This window comes from Micromonospora sp. DT63 (assembly GCF_049841615.1).
In the GTDB taxonomy this organism is placed as follows: Bacteria; Actinomycetota; Actinomycetes; order Mycobacteriales; family Micromonosporaceae; genus Micromonospora.
Genome location: NZ_JBNCKQ010000002.1, coordinates 1,097,605 through 1,112,677, shown reverse-complemented (window position 1 = coordinate 1,112,677; position 15,073 = coordinate 1,097,605). Strand labels below are relative to the sequence as shown.

Here is a 15,073-nt window from a genome sequence, read left to right as displayed (position 1 = left end):
CGGCAGATGTACGAAGGCGCCATCCAGGATCTGATCGACGAGCTGGGACGACTGCCGGGCGTGGGCCCGAAGAGCGCCCAGCGGATCGCGTTCCACGTCCTGTCGGCCGACCCGGCCGACGTCAACCGGCTGGCCGGCGCGCTGCGCAAGGTCAAGGAGCTGGTGCGCTTCTGCACGACCTGTTACAACGTGGCCGAGTCCGAGCAGTGCCGGATCTGCCGCGATCAGCGCCGCACCGACGAGGTGCTGTGCGTGGTGGAGGAGCCCAAGGACGTGGTGGCCATCGAGCGGACCGGCGAGTTCCGCGGTCGCTACCACGTGCTCGGCGGCGCGATCAATCCGCTGGAGGGGATCGGCCCGGACAATCTGCGCATCCGGGAGCTGATGACCCGGCTGAGCGGCGGGGCGGTCCGGGAGTTGATCCTGGCCACCGACCCGAACACGGAGGGCGAGGCGACCGCCACCTATCTGGCGCTGATGGTGAAGCCGATGGGGATCGCGGTGACCCGGCTGGCCAGCGGGCTGCCCGTCGGCGGCGATCTGGAGTACGCCGACGAGATCACCCTGGGCCGGGCCTTCGAGGGGCGCCGAGCCGTCTGACCCCGTACGCCGTCGGGGTTGTCGGCGGCCGGTACAACTGAGGTGACTCCGGTGGGTCCGTGCGACGAGCGCGGGCCCACCGGCGTACCTCAGGGAGGTGGCGAGTGGCGAGGCAGCGGCCGGCCCGGCGGTCCTGGGCCCCGGCGGTGCTGGTGGCCGTGCTGGCGCTTGCCTTCGCCGGCGTCCTCGTGGCGATCGAGGTGGGGAGCCGGCGAACCGCCGCGGACACCCGTGCCGGGGAAGCCGGGGCCGAAGCCGCGGTGACCCGGAACGCCCAGGCGTACGGCGCGGCGGTGGTCGCCACCGGTGATCCGGCGCCGACCGACGAACGGTTGGCGGCGGTCGCGGAGGGCACCCAGGTCGAGGTGCAGGAGGTCCGCCGGGCGCCTGACCTGGTGGTGACCGTGTACGGTTCCGCCCCTTTCGGCGTGGTGTTCGGAGTGAGTCACGTGAACGCCTGCCACCGCGTGACCTTCCACGACCTGGGCACGGCCACGGCGGGTTCGACCGTCGAGCGGTTGGCCGACTGCCCACCGCCGGTGGCCTGGCCGTCGCCCTCCTGACGCACCCCGGGGTCGTCGACGACAGGCGTCGACGGCTGGCGTCGTGGCGTCGAATTCATGTGTCGCTCGATGTATTCCCCGTGCCGTCGACTGTCAGACGTCCGCGCAAGGTGTCGGCTTGGTAGCGATTGCCTGACGGCCGTTCCGCTTCCGGTGTTACATGTCATAGCCTCCCGCACACGGACCGAGCCACAGCTCGGCGTGGTCATGCGCATGACAGAGGTGAGAGATGCAGGCGAGAAGGCTTAAATCGGCCATGGCCATCGCGGCCGTTGCCGCTCTGGCGGTCGGCGCGGCCGGCTGCGCGAAGAGCGATCGCGACGGCGACAGTGGCGAGGCCAAGACTGGCGGCACCTTCATCTTCGCGGGTGCCGGTGACCCGAAGAACTTCGATCCGATCTTCAACGATGACGGTGAGTCGTTCCGGCCGGTCCGGCAGATGTTCGACACCCTGGTGAGCCACAAGCCGGGCACCGCGGAGCTGCAGGGCGGCCTGGCCGAGAGCTGGGAGCACGACCCCGACGGCAAGGTCTGGACGTTCAAGCTCCGCCAGGGTGTGAAGTTCCACGACGGCACCCCGTTCGACGCCGCGGCGGTCTGCTTCAACTTCGACCGCTGGTACAACATGAAGGGCGCTGCCGCCCAGTCCCAGATGATCTACTACATGGACGTCTTCGGGGGCTTCGCCAACAACGAGAGCCCGGACGCCGGCAAGCCGATCTACAACAAGTGCGAGGCGAAGGACGGCGGCACCGCCGTCGTCACCCTCAACCAGTACAAGGGTGCGTTCCCCGGCGCGTTCGCGCTGACCTCGCTCTCGATCGCCAGCCCCGAGGCGCTGAAGAAGTACGACGCCAACACGGTGAAGCAGAACGGCGACTCGTTCGAGTACAGCGCGTTCGCCACCACCAACCCGGTCGGCACCGGGCCGTTCACCTTCGGTGGCTGGGACAAGGCCAAGAACGAGATCACCCTGAACCGCAACGCGGACTACTGGGGTGACAAGGCCAAGGTCGACAAGGTGATCATCAAGGTCATCAAGGACGAGAGCACCCGCAAGCAGGAGCTCCGCGCCGGCACCGTCCAGGGCATCGACTTCCCGGCCCCGGCCGACCGTAAGGCGCTGGAGGGTGAGGGCTTCCAGGTCATCAACCGTCCGGCGTTCAACGTCCTCTACCTGGGCCTCAACCAGAAGAACCCGAAGCTCAAGGACCTGCGGGTGCGCCAGGCGATCGCCTACGCCCTCAACCGCCAGCAGCTGGTGCAGACCAAGGGCCCGGGTGGCGCCAAGGTCGCCGACGAGTTCATGCCGGACACCGTGCTCGGCTACGCCCCGGACGTGCAGAAGTACGAGTACAACCCGGACAAGGCCAAGCAGCTGCTCAAGGAGGCCGGCGCCGAGGGTCTGACGCTGAACTTCTACTACCCGCCGGACGTCTCCCGGCCGTACATGCCGAACCCGCAGGAGATCTTCACCGTCCTCGCCAACGACCTCCAGGCCGTGGGCATCAAGGTCAACGGTGTGCCTCGCCCGTGGAACGGTGGCTTCAAGGACGACGTGCAGCAGTTCGGTAAGCAGGACCTGCACATCCTCGGCTGGACCGGTGACTACAACGACCCGGGCAACTTCGTCGGCACGTTCTTCGGACGGGCCAAGGTCGAGTTCGGCGACCAGTCGATGACCGAGATGTTCGACGCGATCGCCAAGGCCGACGGCACCGTCGACGAGGCCGGCAAGAAGGCGGCCTGGGAGCAGGTCAACCGGGACATCGCCACCAAGTGGCTGCCGGCCGTGCCGCTCTGGCACGCCCCGCCGGCCATCGTCGTCACCAAGGACGTCAAGGGCATGGTGGCCAGCCCGTTGACCGACGAGCGATTCAACACGGTCAGCGTCAGCAAGTGACGTCCCTCGGCTGAGGCCGTAGGCGTGATCGGCCCGGGTCCGGGGTTCCTCCCGGCCCGGGCCGATCCGCGATTCATCGAGAGTCTGGTGTGTGAGAGATGTTGCGAGTCATAGTCCGCCGCCTGTTGCAGCTGGTGGTGACCCTCATAGCGCTGTCGGCGCTGATCTTCATCTGGCTGCGGAACCTGCCCGGTGGCCCGGTCGAGGCGCTGCTCGGCGAGCGGGCCACACCCGAGCGCCGCGTGCTGCTGACCAAGGCGCTCGGCTACGACCAGCCGATCCTGGTGCAGTACGGCAAGTTCATGCAGCGAGTCGTCACCGGCGACTTCGGCAACTCGATCCGGACCGGTGACCCGGTCACCGAGGTCATCAGCCGCGCCTTCCCGGCCACCGTCGAACTGGCCCTCGCCGCGATGATCATCGCGGTCGGACTCGGCGTGCCGCTCGGCTACCTCGCCGCTCGCTGGCGCGGACGATCGCTGGACAACCTCACCATCGCCGGCACCCTGCTCGGCATCTCGATCCCGATCTTCTTCCTGGGCTACCTGCTCAAGGACGTCTTCACCCAGAACATCCACTGGTTCCCGCCGTCCGGACGGCTCACCACGGGTCTGGACAACACCCACGTCACCGGCTTCTTCGTGCTCGACGGCCTGTTGACCCGGGAGTTCGACGCCAGCGCGGACGCGCTGTGGCACCTGATCCTGCCGGCGATCACGCTCGCCACCATCCCGCTGGCGGTGATCGTGCGGATCACCCGGGCCAGCGTGCTCGACGTCCTCAACGAGGACTACGTGCGGACCGCCGAGGCCAAGGGCCTGCGGCACCGCACCATCCGCGGCCGGCACATCCTGCGCAACGCGCTGCTCCCGGTGGTCACCACCATCGGCCTGCAGACCGGCGCGCTCCTCTCCGGCGCGGTGCTCACCGAGAAGGTCTACAACTGGGGCGGCATCGGCACGCTGATCACCGACTCGATCAGCGGCGGCCGGGACTACCCGGTGCTCCAGGCGATCATCCTGCTCGCGGCGCTGGTCTTCGTGGTGGTCAACCTGCTGGTCGACCTCTCCTACGCCTTCATCGACCCCAGGGTGCGTGTGCGATGAGTGACCCCATCACCCAGGCCGGAGCGCCGACGCCCCGCAGCGGGGACGACAAGCCCCGCCCCGGCATGAGCGAGCGCAGCATCGGCGTGCTCGGCGACCGCAAGAAGGCACGACTGGACGAGTTGGCCCGGGCCAGCGCGTCCGACCGGGGCGGCATCAGCCTCGTCCGCGACGCCGTACGCCGGCTGCGACGCAACCCCGTCGCCATCGTCGGCGCCAGCATCGTCGGCCTGTTCGTCCTGGTGGCGATCTTCGCCCCGCTCATCGCGCCGCACGACCCGGTGCAGCGCTTTGAGGAGCTGACGAAGAACCTCACGGTGGACAGCATCCCGGGCGCCAGCGGTGACTTCCCGTTCGGCTCCGACCCGCTCGGCCGGGACTTCCTGTCCCGGATGATCTACGGTGCCCGGCAGACGCTGTTCGTGGGTGTGCTCGCCACCCTCATCGGTCTGGCGCTCGGCGTGCTGATCGGCGCGATCGCCGGCGCCTTCGGCGGCTGGGTCGACGTCGTCCTGATGCGACTCACCGACGTGATGCTGGCCCTGCCGAGCCTGCTGCTCGCGATCACCCTGGTCGCGATGGCCAGCCGGTCGAGCCAGTGGACTGTCATCTTCGCGGTGGCCATCGTCAACGTGCCGATCTTCGCCCGGCTGCTGCGCGGCTCGATGCTGGCCCAGCGGGAGAGCGACCACGTGCTCGCCGCCCGCGCGCTCGGCGTCAAGCAGCGCAACATCGTGCTGCGGCACATGCTGCCCAACTCGCTGACCGCCGTGATCGTGCAGGCCACCCTGACCTTCGCGGTGGCCATCCTGGACGCCGCGGCGCTCTCGTTCCTGGGCCTCGGTGACCCGGACATCAACCGGGCCGAGTGGGGCCTGATGCTCGGCGTGGACGGTCAGCGCTACTTCGAGGTCCGTCCGGAGCTGGCGTACTACCCGGCGCTCGCGATCATCGTGGTCGCGCTCGGCTTCACCCTGCTGGGTGAGGCGATGCGCGAGGCGATCGACCCGAAGAACCGGCGGTGACCGCGGTGCGCGCAATCAGCACGGCCGGCCCGTGCCTCGGGCGAGCGCGAGGAGTGAGCTTGCGAGCCCCGCAGTCGCGAGTGAAGGACCACAGCAGTGAGGAAGTGACCCGATGAGCCTGCTCGACGTCCGTGACCTGAGCGTCGTGTTCCAGCGGCGGGGCGAGCGGCCCTTCACCGCTGTCGACAAGGTCAGCTTCACCGTGGAGCCGGGGCAGACCGTCGGCCTGGTCGGCGAATCCGGCTGCGGCAAGAGCGTGACCAGCCTGGCCATCATGGGCCTGCTGCCCAAGCGGGGCAACAAGGTGAGCGGCGAGGTGCACTTCGACGGCACCGACCTGCTGAAGCTGCGTCCCGACGACATGCGCGACCGGCGCGGCCGGGAGATCAGCATGATCTTCCAGGACCCGCTGTCGTCGTTGAACCCGGTCATCCCGATCGGCATCCAGGTGGCCGAGGTGCTCGAACGCCACCAGGGCCGGGACCGCAAGCAGGCGCTGCGGGAGGCACGGGACCTGCTCGACGCCGTCGGGATTCCCGACCCGCAACGGCGACTCAGCGAGTACCCGCACCAGATCTCCGGCGGGATGCGCCAGCGCGCGCTCATCGCCATCGCCCTGGCCTGCAAGCCGCGGCTGCTGATCGCCGACGAGCCGACCACCGCGCTCGACGTGACAATCCAGGCGCAGATCCTCACCCTGCTCAAGCAGTTGGTCGACGAGACCGGCACCGCGCTCGTGATGATCACGCACGACCTCGGCGTGGTGGCCGGGCTCTGCGACACCGTCAACGTGCTCTACGGCGGCAAGGTCGTGGAGCGGGCCCGCCGGCACGAGCTGTTCGCGCACGCCCGGCACCCGTACACCCACGGGCTGCTCAACTCGGTGCCGCGGCTGGACTCCCCGCGCGGTGAGCGGCTGCACGCCATCCGCGGGTCGGTCTCCGACAACATCCCGTGGACCGAGGGGTGCGCGTTCGCCCCGCGCTGCGACAACGTCGTGGACGCCTGCCTGGAGGGGCCTCCGCCGCTCGAACCCACCGCCACCGGCGGCGACCTGCGCTGCAACAACCCCGTCTCCGAGGAGGTGGCGGCCCGATGACCGAAGAGACCACCCCGCTGATCGAGCTGCGCGACGTCAAGGTCCACTTTCCGATCAAGAGCGGCCTGCTCTTCGACCGGACCGTCGGCTACGTCTACGCCGTCGACGGCGTGTCACTGAGCATCCGCAAGGGCGAGACGTACGGCCTGGTCGGCGAGTCGGGCTGCGGCAAGTCGACGCTGGGTCGTGGCCTGCTGCGGCTCGTCGAGCCCACCGACGGCGAGATCGTCTTCGACGGCACCGACGTCCGGGCCCTCAAGGGCGAGGCGATGCGGCACGCCCGTCGCCGCATGCAGATGATCTTCCAGGATCCGCTGTCCAGTCTCGACCCTCGACAGTCGGTGGAGTCGCTGCTGGTGGAGGGCCTGAAGGCGCACGGGCTGGCCGGCGACAAGGCCGAGACGAACCGGCGACTGCGCGAGACGCTGGAGGCGGTGGGCCTGCCCGCGTCCGCCCTCAGCAAGTACCCGCACGAGTTCTCCGGCGGTCAGCGCCAGCGCATCGGCATCGCCCGGGCCCTGGTGCTCGACCCGGACCTGATCGTCGCCGACGAGCCGGTCTCCGCACTGGACGTGTCGATCCAGGCGCAGGTGCTCAACCTGCTCGAGGACCTGCAGAACGAGCGGGGCCTGACCTACCTGATCATCGCGCACGACCTGGCTGTGGTCCGGCACATCGCCGACACGGTAGGCGTGATGTACCTGGGTGGTCTGGTGGAGGAGGCGTCCAGCGACGACCTCTACCGCGAGCCGATGCACCCGTACACCCGGGCGCTGATGTCCGCCGTGCCGGTGCCCGACCCGGTCGTCGAGGACCGCCGCGAGCGCATCCTGCTCGCCGGCGACCTGCCCTCGCCCACCAACCCGCCCTCGGGCTGCCGGTTCCACACCCGGTGCCCGTGGGCGCAGCCGACCCGCTGCGCCACCGATCGGCCCGAACTGCGCGACGTGGTCGGCGGCCACCGGGTGGCCTGCCACTTCGCCGAGGACATCGCCGCCGGCCGGATCCGGCCGCACGAGGTCGAGGTGGAGCTGGTGCGCCCGACCGATGGCACCGGTCCCGTCGACCCACCGGGCGAACTGATCCCCACCCCGTGACGCGGTCCGGGGCCGTCCGCGACGGACGGCCCCGGATCTGCGTACGGGGCCTCAGCCCTCGGGACGGTTCAGCAGGGCCACCGCGACGGCGTGCACGGCGTCCAGCCCCGCCGGATCGGCCAGCGCGACCGATCCGCCGGTCACCGCGTACCACTCGTCCGCGTCCTTGTACTGCACCCGCAGCGTGACCTTGCCGTCCGCGTACTCGGTGCGCAGGGTCAGCTCACCGGTGACGACGCCGACCTCGTCGGTCATCACCCCGCCCGGTCCGGGCACGATGTCGGCGGTCCGGCTCTGCGGCGCGCTCGCGCCGGTCGAGTCCGCGACCATGCCGGCGCCCGGCACCGCGGCCGGCGTGTCGCCGGTGCCGTCGGCGGTCATCCCGGCGGCGGACGGGGCCGTGTCCGCCGCCGTCTTGGCGTCTGTCGCCGGTTCCTCGCTCATCAACAGCCCTCCAGCATGTCGGTCAGGGCGCTCTTCTCGGCGCTCGTCACCGTCAGCTTCCAGTAGTGCTTCACCGTCACCCAGTCCTTGGCGTACTGACACCAGTACGACCGGTTTGCCGGCTTCCACTGGGACGGATCCTGGTCACCCTTTGCCCGATTGGAGGACGCGGAAACCGCGATGAGCTGCGGACGTGTCGTGTCGTTGGCGAAGTCACCCCGCTTGGCGTTGTCCCACTCGTCGGCGCCCGAGCGCCACGCGTTGGCCAACGGCACCGTGTGGTCGATGTCCACGTCGGAGGGATCGGTCGCGCTGCGGCCGTCGTACACGCTCTCCCAGCGGCCGCCGACGACGTTGCAGCCGGACAGCTTCACGTCCTTGCCGTCGCGTTGCAGGATGCTGTCCCGCACGTCGCAGTTCTTGCCGGTGTCCCGCCAGTGCGGGAAGCGCTCCCGGCTGTAACCCTTCATCGAGCCGGCGGTGGCGACGGTCAGCTGGCCCAACTGCTCGACGGCGTTGCCGCCGCCACCCGGTGCCGGCGTTCCCTCCGGCTCCTCGGGCGGGACGCAACCGGCTACGCCGAGCGCCAGCGCCGCGACGAGCGCGGTCACCGCCGCGCGCTGTCCTGATCTGGTACGCACAGACGACACCTCTCCAGCTTGCGGGCTCCCGGCGATTGCGCACAGTACCCGGGCATGGTTTCGGCGTTTCGTGGCGTCTCCCACATCCTGCAAGGCAGATTGGTGAGATGACCACTGCCGTACCATCGCCCGCTCTGCGGATGGGCACCGCCGCCGGCCGGGGGACGCTGCTCGCCGCGGTGCTCGCCTCCGGCATGGTCTTCCTCGACAGCACCGTCGTCAACGTCGCGCTGCCGAAACTCGGTCAGGATCTCGGGGCCAACGTGGCCGATCTCCAGTGGACCGTGAACGGCTACCTGCTGATGCTGGCGGCGTTCGTGCTGCTCGGTGGGGCTCTCGGGGACCGCTTCGGCCGGCGACGGGTCTTCCTGATCGGGGTGGTGTGGTTCACCGTGGCCTCGGTGCTGTGCGGGCTGTCCCAGGGCACCGGCACCCTGATCGCCGCCCGGTTCCTCCAGGGCGCCGGCGGGGCGCTGCTCACCCCCGGCTCCCTGTCGGTGCTCCAGGCCAGCTTCCACCCGGACGACCGGGGCAAGGCGATCGGCGCCTGGGCCGGGCTGTCCGGTGTGTCCACCGCGCTGGGCCCGTTCCTCGGTGGCTGGCTGATCGACGCGCTGTCGTGGCGATGGATCTTCTTCCTGAACCTGCCGCTCGCGGTGCTGGTGGTGTTGGCCACCGTCCGCTGGGTGCCGGAGAGCCGGGACGAGAACGCCTCCCGGACGCAGGGGCCGGACCGGACGCGACGCCGGTTCGATGTGGCCGGGGCGCTGCTCGGCGCACTCGCGCTCGCCGGCGTCACGTACGCATTGATCGACGCGCCCGCCCGGGGCTTCACCTCGGCGTCGGTGCTGATCGCCGCGCTGGTCGGGGTGGTGGCCGCGGTGACCTTCGTGCTGCTGGAACGGCGGCGCGGTGACACGGCGATGCTGCCCACCGGGCTGTTCAGCAGCCGACTCTTCTCCGTCCTGAACATCTTCACCGTGGTGGTCTACGCGGCGCTCGGCGGGTTCACCTTCTTCTTCGCGGTCTACCTGCAGAACGTCGTCGAGTGGTCGGCCTTTCGCACCGGGATCGCGCTGCTGCCGATGACGGTGCTGCTGCTCATCGGGTCGGCCCGGGCGGGCGCGCTGTCGGCGCGGATCGGCCCCCGGCTGCCGCTTGCCGTCGGGCCGGTGATCGCCGCCATCGGTCTGCTGCTGCTGCGCGGCGTCAGCCCCGGCGCGTCGTACTGGACCGACGTGCTGCCCGGGGTGCTGCTCTTCGGTCTCGGGCTGACCCTGGTGGTGGCGCCGCTGACCGCGTCGGTGCTCGCGGCGGTGCAGGACCGTTTCTCCGGGGTGGCCAGCGGCTTCAACAACGCCGCGTCCCGCGCGGGCGGTCTGCTCGCGGTGGCCGCGCTGCCGCTGCTGGTCGGCCTCTCCGGCGGGGGCTACGAGCAGAAGGCCGAGCTGACCGACGCGTTCCGGGGAGCGCTGGCCTGGTGTGCGGGGCTGCTGCTGGTCGGGGCGGTGCTGGCCCTCGTGCTGGTGCACCGGCCCCCGCGCGCGGCGCCGCCGTCGCAGCCCTGCCACCAGATGCCCGCCGCCACGCCCCCGAAGTAGACCGACTTCGGGGGCGTGGCGGGAACGTCAGCCGCGGGCGCGGTTGACGGCGCTGGTGACCGCCTTGATCGACGCGGTGACGATGTTGGCGTCGGTGCCGACACCCCAGACCGTCCGACCGTCCACCTCGCACTCCACATAGGCGGCGGCCTGCGCGTCGCCACCGGAGGACAGCGCGTGCTCGTGGTAGTCGAGCACCCGGACGCCCACCCCCACCGAACCGAGCGCGTTGACGTACGCGTCGATCGGGCCGTTGCCGACTGCGGCGAGCGAGCGCTGCTCGCCGCCCACGCCGACCTGTGCCTCGATCTCGACCTTGCCGTCGGTGGTGCCGATCGTGTAGCCGCCGAACCGGATCGCCGGGTCGGGCTGGTGGTCGAGCAGGTAGTGCGTCGCGAAGATCTCCCACATGGCGCGCGGGTCGACCTCGCCGCCGTCGTGGTCGGTGACCTGCTGCACGACCCCGGAGAACTCGATCTGGAGGCGGCGGGGCAGGTCCAGCTGGTGCTCGCTCTTCATGATGTACGCGACGCCGCCCTTGCCGGACTGCGAGTTGACCCGGATGACCGCCTCGTAGGTGCGGCCCAGGTCCTTCGGGTCGATCGGCAGGTACGGCACCGCCCAGGTGTGCTCGTCCATCGGCACGCCGGCCGCCTTCGCGTCGGCGGCGAGGGCGTCGAAGCCCTTCTTGATGGCGTCCTGGTGGGAGCCGGAGAAGGCGGTGTAGACCAGGTCGCCCGCGTACGGGTGGCGCTCGTGCACCGGCAGCTGGTTGCAGTACTCGACGGCCCGCCGGATCTCGTCGATGTTCGAGAAGTCGATCATCGGGTCGATGCCCTGGGAGAAGAGGTTGAGCCCCAGGGTCACCAGGTCGACGTTGCCGGTGCGCTCGCCGTTGCCGAACAGGCAGCCCTCGATCCGGTCCGCGCCGGCCAGCAGGCCCAGCTCGGCGGCGGCGACCCCGGTGCCCCGGTCGTTGTGCGGGTGCAGGCTCAGCACCACGCTGTCGCGACGCGGCAGGTGCCGGTGCATCCACTCGATCGAGTCCGCGTACACGTTGGGGGTGGCCATCTCGACCGTGGCCGGCAGGTTGATGATCAGCGGCCGGTCGGGCGTCGGGTCGATCACGTCGATCACCCGGGAGCAGACCTCCAGCGCGTACTCCAGCTCGGTGCCCGTGTACGACTCCGGCGAGTACTCGTAGAAGATCTCCGTGTCCGGGGTGTGGATCTCCGCGTACTTCTGGCAGAGCCGCGCGCCGGTGGTGGCGATGTCGGCGATGCCGTCCTTGTCCAGGCCGAAGACCACCCGCCGCTGGAGGGTGGAGGTCGAGTTGTAGAAGTGCACGATCGCCCGCTTGGCGCCGCGCAGCGACTCGAACGTCCGGTCGATCAGGTGCTCCCGGCACTGGGTGAGCACCTGGATGGTGACGTCCTCCGGGATCATGTCCTGCTCGATGAGCTGCCGGACGAAGTCGAAGTCGGTCTGGCTGGCCGACGGGAAGCCGACCTCGATCTCCTTGTAGCCCATCTGGACCAGCAGCTGGAACATCCGCCGCTTGCGCTCGGGCGACATCGGGTCGATCAGCGCCTGGTTGCCGTCCCGGAGATCCACCGCGCACCAGCGCGGAGCGGCCTCGACGGTACGGGTGGGCCAGGTGCGGTCCGGCAGGTCGATCCGGAACTGCTCCCGGTACGGCTGGTAGCGGTGGTACGGCATCCGGCTCGGGCGTTGCCGGGCGATCGGATCGGTATCGGTATCGGTATCGGCGTCGGTGACAGGTTGAGCCATCTCAGAGTGCTCCCTGGAACATGTGGCGTCAGCAGATCGGAAGGTGTCGGCGAGGTGCCGGGCGACGGTGCGCGGCGGTGCCGAGAGGAAACTCAGATGTGCTGGACGGCGCGATGCGACTCCGCGACGAGGTGCCGGCCGGTCAGGCCTCGTCGCGGCGGCTAAGGAGAAGAAGCGCCCGCCACATGACCAGGTCACCCTACGTGATGGAACGGAGGGTGGAAAGGTCGGTCCGGATTATGGGACCGGAGTCATGGCCGGCTCCGGGACCTCGGCGCCCAGCCTCGGCGTCCGTAGAGCCCAGGCCACCGCGGGCACGATCGCCACTCCGACCAGCACGAAGATCGCTGCCGTCGGTAACCATCCCCAGCCGCCGGTGGTCACGCCGAGCGCGGTCAGCCCCGCCGGGGCGATCAGGTACTGCACCTGCTCGCCGAGCCGGAACGCCCCCACGTACGCGCCGCGTTGGCCGGCCGGCGGCAGGGTGGCGGTGAGCCCCCAGGTGCCCGCCGACTCGATCAGCTCGGCCAGGATCAGCACCGTCGCGGCGGCCACCAGCACCACGATGGTGAGCCAGCCCCGGGTGAACCCGGAGATCGGCAGGACCAGACAGAACGAGGCGATCAACAGCGCGCCCCGGCGGGAGGCCTTCGCCGCGTCCGCGGCGGTGTCGGCGCCCCGGCTCACGCGCACCTGGAGCAGCACGATCAGGACAGTGTTGAGCAGCACCAGGGCGGCGATCACCGTCTTCGGGGCGTCCGTGTGGGTGAGGATCCAGAGCGGCATGACCGTCAGGTAGAGCGCCTGGTGCGCGGTGAGCAGCCCGGAGAGCAGGGACACCGCCATGAACGGGCGGTCCCGCAGCACGGCGAGCCGACTCATCGGCTCCACCGGCCGGGTCACCTGCGGCAGCCGGGGCAGCCGCCGTACGAACAGGGCCGTCACCAGGATCACCGCCGCGATGAACCAGACCATCGCGCGGTACGCCTCGATCGTGTCCACCGCCAGCACCACGCCGCTGATCACCGCGCCCAGCCCGAAGCCGACGTTCAGCGACGAACGCTGGTACGCCATCGCGGTGACCCGCTCGGCCGGGGGGAGTGCGTTGATCGAGTAGACCTGCCGGGCCACGCCTGTCGACGCATCCACGGCCGCCAGTGCCACCACCACGGCGAGGAAGCTGGCGAAGCCGCCCACGAACGGGTACGTGGCGAAGAGCGCCGCGTCCAGCACCAGCCCGACGATCCAGACCCGCTGCGGTCCGTACCGGTCGGTGAGCCCGCCCAGCGGCACCGTGCCCAGCAGCGACACCCCCGCCGCGATGGACAGCCCCAGCCCGACCTGGGCGGCGCTGAGCCCGAGCGCCCGGGTGAAGAAGACGGCGCTGCCGGCATGGAACAGGCCGCTGCCGACGGCGTAGACCGTGGCCTGCACGGCCAGCGCGCGGATCAACCCGGCCGGCGGTACGACGTTTCGGACGGCAGTGCGGATGGTTTCTCTGGCCCCCATGGCCGGGAGTGAACCGTGCCCCCATGACGACGGTCGAGCCTTTTAGGCTGGACCGAATCCTGCTCCCGAGGGGGGTGTCAGTGTCCGAGTTGCGGTTCAGCCTGGCCGACGTCGCGGGGGTGCGGCTCGCCGTGTCGCCGGTCAACGAGACGGTCATGAGCATGTGGGCGATGGCCAGCCCGGTCCGCTACGCGGTGCACCTGCCCTGGATCGACCGGGCCCGGGTGACCCTGCGTCGCCCCGAGGTGGCCGCCCGGGTCGGCCCGCTGACGCAGCTGGTCGGGCGGGGGCGCTGGTTGCCCGACTTCCTCACCCCGGCGGCCCGGCCGAACGTGGAGATGGCCGAGCAGCTTGAGCAGATCGCCGCGACACCGCCGAGCGTGGTGGTCCAGGATCTGCTGGCGACCGTCCCGAGCCGGCCGCTCAATCCGTTCGGGCAGGCGCTGCTCGCCGACCCCCGTGGACTGCTGCCGCAGCTCGTCGACGCGGTGCGGGTCTGGTACGACGAGGCGATCGCCCCGGACTGGCCGCGGATGCGGGCGCTGCTCGACGCCGACGTGGCGTACCGCGCCGCCCAGCTCGCCGAGAACGGCGCCGGTCGGTTCTTCGAGCAGCTCCACCCGAGCCTGCACTGGCACGGGGACCGGGTGATCAGCGACGACACGTTCGGGCGGGACTTCGACCTGCGCGGTCGCGGGCTGGCGCTGAACCCGACGGTGTTCAGCGGGCGGCAGGTGCTGTGGAACCTGCTGGAGGATTCGCTGCCGGCCGGCGCGTACCCGGTCCGGGCGGTCGGGACGCTCTGGGAGGCGACCGCGCCACCGCCCGGCGACCCGCTGGCACGGGTGATCGGCCCCGGCCGCGCCGCGCTGCTGCACCTGCTCGACACGGCCACCACCACCACCGACCTGGCCCGCCGCACCGGGATGTCCGCGGGGAACGTCTCGCAGCACCTGGCCGCGTTGCATGCCGCCGGCCTGGTCAGCCGGTCTCGACAGGGTCGGCACGTCCTCTACCGCAACACCGACGCCGCAGAGGTTCTGCTGCGGGCCAGCGGGGCGGCCGACCCGGTCGGGTGATCAGGCGAGCAGCAGGTCGGCGACCGGCCGACGGTGCCGCAGGCCGGTCTCCCGGGCGCGCAGCTCGGCCGGGAGGGCGAACGGGTCGCCGAGCCGGCCGACGGCGGCGACCACCAGCGGTCGGACGCCGCCGGGCAGGTCGAGTTCGATGGCGAGGCCGGCCCGGTCGAAGCGGACGAGCTGGCGGACGTGCAGACCGAGCGCGGTGGCCTGGAGCGTGAGGTGGGCCATCGCCTGACCGAGGTCGTACGCGGCCCGCTCGGCGTCGCCGCCGGTGTGCGCGCCGACCACCAGGGTCGCGGCGTGCCGGGCCCAGCCCTGGTCGTCGGCGGGCAGGTTGATCAGGATCCGTTTCCAGTTCTGGTCGTCCCGGTGGCCGAGGGCGAACCGCCAGGGCTGCCCGTTGTCCGCCGACGGCGCCCACCGCGCGGCCTCCAGCAGCGAGGCCGCCTCGTCCGAGGTCAGGGTGGCGCCCGGGTCGAACGCCCGAGGGCTCCAGCGGAAGGCGAGCAGCGGGGTCAGGTCAGCCATGCCGAGAATTGTCCTGTATGGGTGATTCGCCACTCAACATGGGCTCGCCGGATGTGGGCAAAAGCACCCGTAACGGTATGAAGA

General features: G+C 70.5%; 14 protein-coding genes. 9 read left to right on the top strand and 5 right to left on the bottom strand.

Going from position 1 to position 15,073, the window contains the following annotated elements; genetic code table 11:
- Positions 1 to 6 precede the first annotated feature (6 nt).
- The 7 genes from recR to ACLQ27_RS11995 all read left to right on the top strand — a co-directional run bounded on the left by recR (position 7) and on the right by ACLQ27_RS11995 (position 7,393).
- The gene (gene recR / locus ACLQ27_RS12025; protein ID WP_234583245.1) at positions 7 to 600 is read left to right on the top strand and encodes a recombination mediator RecR; all 594 of its coding nucleotides are present in this window, start codon (positions 7 to 9) and stop codon (positions 598 to 600) included.
- A gap of 104 nt (positions 601 to 704) precedes the next feature.
- Entirely contained in the window at positions 705 to 1,163 is a 459-nt protein-coding gene (locus ACLQ27_RS12020) for a hypothetical protein (RefSeq protein ID WP_425866746.1), read from the top strand.
- 229 nt (positions 1,164 to 1,392) lie between these two features.
- Positions 1,393 to 3,066, top strand: a complete 1,674-nt coding sequence (locus ACLQ27_RS12015) for an ABC transporter substrate-binding protein (RefSeq protein ID WP_357498716.1) — start codon at positions 1,393 to 1,395, stop codon at positions 3,064 to 3,066.
- 98 nt (positions 3,067 to 3,164) lie between these two features.
- Positions 3,165 to 4,172 (top strand): ABC transporter permease, encoded by a 1,008-nt coding sequence (locus ACLQ27_RS12010; RefSeq protein WP_357498718.1) that lies wholly within the window; start codon positions 3,165 to 3,167, stop codon positions 4,170 to 4,172.
- A 65-nt stretch (positions 4,173 to 4,237) separates the two neighbouring features.
- The gene (locus ACLQ27_RS12005; RefSeq protein ID WP_357498759.1) at positions 4,238 to 5,197 is read left to right on the top strand and encodes an ABC transporter permease; all 960 of its coding nucleotides are present in this window, start codon (positions 4,238 to 4,240) and stop codon (positions 5,195 to 5,197) included.
- A 112-nt stretch (positions 5,198 to 5,309) separates the two neighbouring features.
- Positions 5,310 to 6,296 (top strand): ABC transporter ATP-binding protein, encoded by a 987-nt coding sequence (locus ACLQ27_RS12000; protein WP_357498720.1) that lies wholly within the window; start codon positions 5,310 to 5,312, stop codon positions 6,294 to 6,296.
- The gene (locus tag ACLQ27_RS11995; RefSeq protein WP_357574932.1) at positions 6,293 to 7,393 is read left to right on the top strand and encodes an ABC transporter ATP-binding protein; all 1,101 of its coding nucleotides are present in this window, start codon (positions 6,293 to 6,295) and stop codon (positions 7,391 to 7,393) included. The genes ACLQ27_RS12000 and ACLQ27_RS11995 overlap by 4 nt, the downstream gene beginning before the upstream one ends.
- Before the next feature lie 51 nt (positions 7,394 to 7,444).
- On the opposite strand, the gene ACLQ27_RS11990 is transcribed toward ACLQ27_RS11995, so the two are convergent.
- Positions 7,445 to 7,837 (bottom strand): hypothetical protein, encoded by a 393-nt coding sequence (locus tag ACLQ27_RS11990; RefSeq protein ID WP_234583252.1) that lies wholly within the window; start codon positions 7,835 to 7,837, stop codon positions 7,445 to 7,447.
- The gene (locus tag ACLQ27_RS11985) at positions 7,837 to 8,478 is read right to left on the bottom strand and encodes an HNH endonuclease family protein (RefSeq protein WP_234583253.1); all 642 of its coding nucleotides are present in this window, start codon (positions 8,476 to 8,478) and stop codon (positions 7,837 to 7,839) included. Before ACLQ27_RS11985 ends, ACLQ27_RS11990 begins: the two co-directional genes overlap by 1 nt.
- Before the next feature lie 107 nt (positions 8,479 to 8,585).
- Here ACLQ27_RS11985 and ACLQ27_RS11980 point away from each other — a divergent pair, with 107 nt between their 5' ends.
- A complete protein-coding gene (locus ACLQ27_RS11980; RefSeq protein WP_234583254.1) occupies positions 8,586 to 10,079 on the top strand; it encodes an MFS transporter in 1,494 nt (497 codons plus the stop codon).
- Positions 10,080 to 10,106: 27 nt separating this feature from the next.
- Here ACLQ27_RS11980 and leuA read toward each other — a convergent pair whose 3' ends face one another.
- The gene (leuA, locus tag ACLQ27_RS11975) at positions 10,107 to 11,870 is read right to left on the bottom strand and encodes a 2-isopropylmalate synthase (protein WP_425866742.1); all 1,764 of its coding nucleotides are present in this window, start codon (positions 11,868 to 11,870) and stop codon (positions 10,107 to 10,109) included.
- A gap of 237 nt (positions 11,871 to 12,107) precedes the next feature.
- Entirely contained in the window at positions 12,108 to 13,379 is a 1,272-nt protein-coding gene (locus tag ACLQ27_RS11970) for an MFS transporter (protein WP_357498727.1), read from the bottom strand.
- Between the two features lie 80 nt (positions 13,380 to 13,459).
- Here ACLQ27_RS11970 and ACLQ27_RS11965 point away from each other — a divergent pair, with 80 nt between their 5' ends.
- Positions 13,460 to 14,458 (top strand): ArsR family transcriptional regulator, encoded by a 999-nt coding sequence (locus tag ACLQ27_RS11965; RefSeq protein WP_425866738.1) that lies wholly within the window; start codon positions 13,460 to 13,462, stop codon positions 14,456 to 14,458.
- Here the strand turns inward: ACLQ27_RS11965 and ACLQ27_RS11960 are convergent, their stop codons facing one another.
- The gene (locus ACLQ27_RS11960; RefSeq protein WP_357498731.1) at positions 14,459 to 14,989 is read right to left on the bottom strand and encodes a nitroreductase family protein; all 531 of its coding nucleotides are present in this window, start codon (positions 14,987 to 14,989) and stop codon (positions 14,459 to 14,461) included.
- Positions 14,990 to 15,073: the final 84 nt, after the last annotated feature.

What these genes read in the sequence shown, in the direction of transcription:
- ACLQ27_RS11970 (WP_357498727.1), bottom strand. Translation starts at nt 13,379, where the DNA reads ATGGGGGCCAGAGAAACCATCCGCACTGCCGTCCGAAACGTCGTACCG.
- ACLQ27_RS12015 (WP_357498716.1), top strand. Translation starts at nt 1,393, where the DNA reads ATGCAGGCGAGAAGGCTTAAATCGGCCATGGCCATCGCGGCCGTTGCC.
- recR (WP_234583245.1), top strand. Translation starts at nt 7, where the DNA reads ATGTACGAAGGCGCCATCCAGGATCTGATCGACGAGCTGGGACGACTG.
- ACLQ27_RS12000 (WP_357498720.1), top strand. Translation starts at nt 5,310, where the DNA reads ATGAGCCTGCTCGACGTCCGTGACCTGAGCGTCGTGTTCCAGCGGCGG.
- leuA (WP_425866742.1), bottom strand. Translation starts at nt 11,870, where the DNA reads ATGGCTCAACCTGTCACCGACGCCGATACCGATACCGATACCGATCCG.
- ACLQ27_RS11960 (WP_357498731.1), bottom strand. Translation starts at nt 14,989, where the DNA reads ATGGCTGACCTGACCCCGCTGCTCGCCTTCCGCTGGAGCCCTCGGGCG.
- ACLQ27_RS12010 (WP_357498718.1), top strand. Translation starts at nt 3,165, where the DNA reads ATGTTGCGAGTCATAGTCCGCCGCCTGTTGCAGCTGGTGGTGACCCTC.
- ACLQ27_RS11980 (WP_234583254.1), top strand. Translation starts at nt 8,586, where the DNA reads ATGACCACTGCCGTACCATCGCCCGCTCTGCGGATGGGCACCGCCGCC.
- ACLQ27_RS12005 (WP_357498759.1), top strand. Translation starts at nt 4,238, where the DNA reads ATGAGCGAGCGCAGCATCGGCGTGCTCGGCGACCGCAAGAAGGCACGA.
- ACLQ27_RS11990 (WP_234583252.1), bottom strand. Translation starts at nt 7,837, where the DNA reads ATGAGCGAGGAACCGGCGACAGACGCCAAGACGGCGGCGGACACGGCC.
- ACLQ27_RS11995 (WP_357574932.1), top strand. Translation starts at nt 6,293, where the DNA reads ATGACCGAAGAGACCACCCCGCTGATCGAGCTGCGCGACGTCAAGGTC.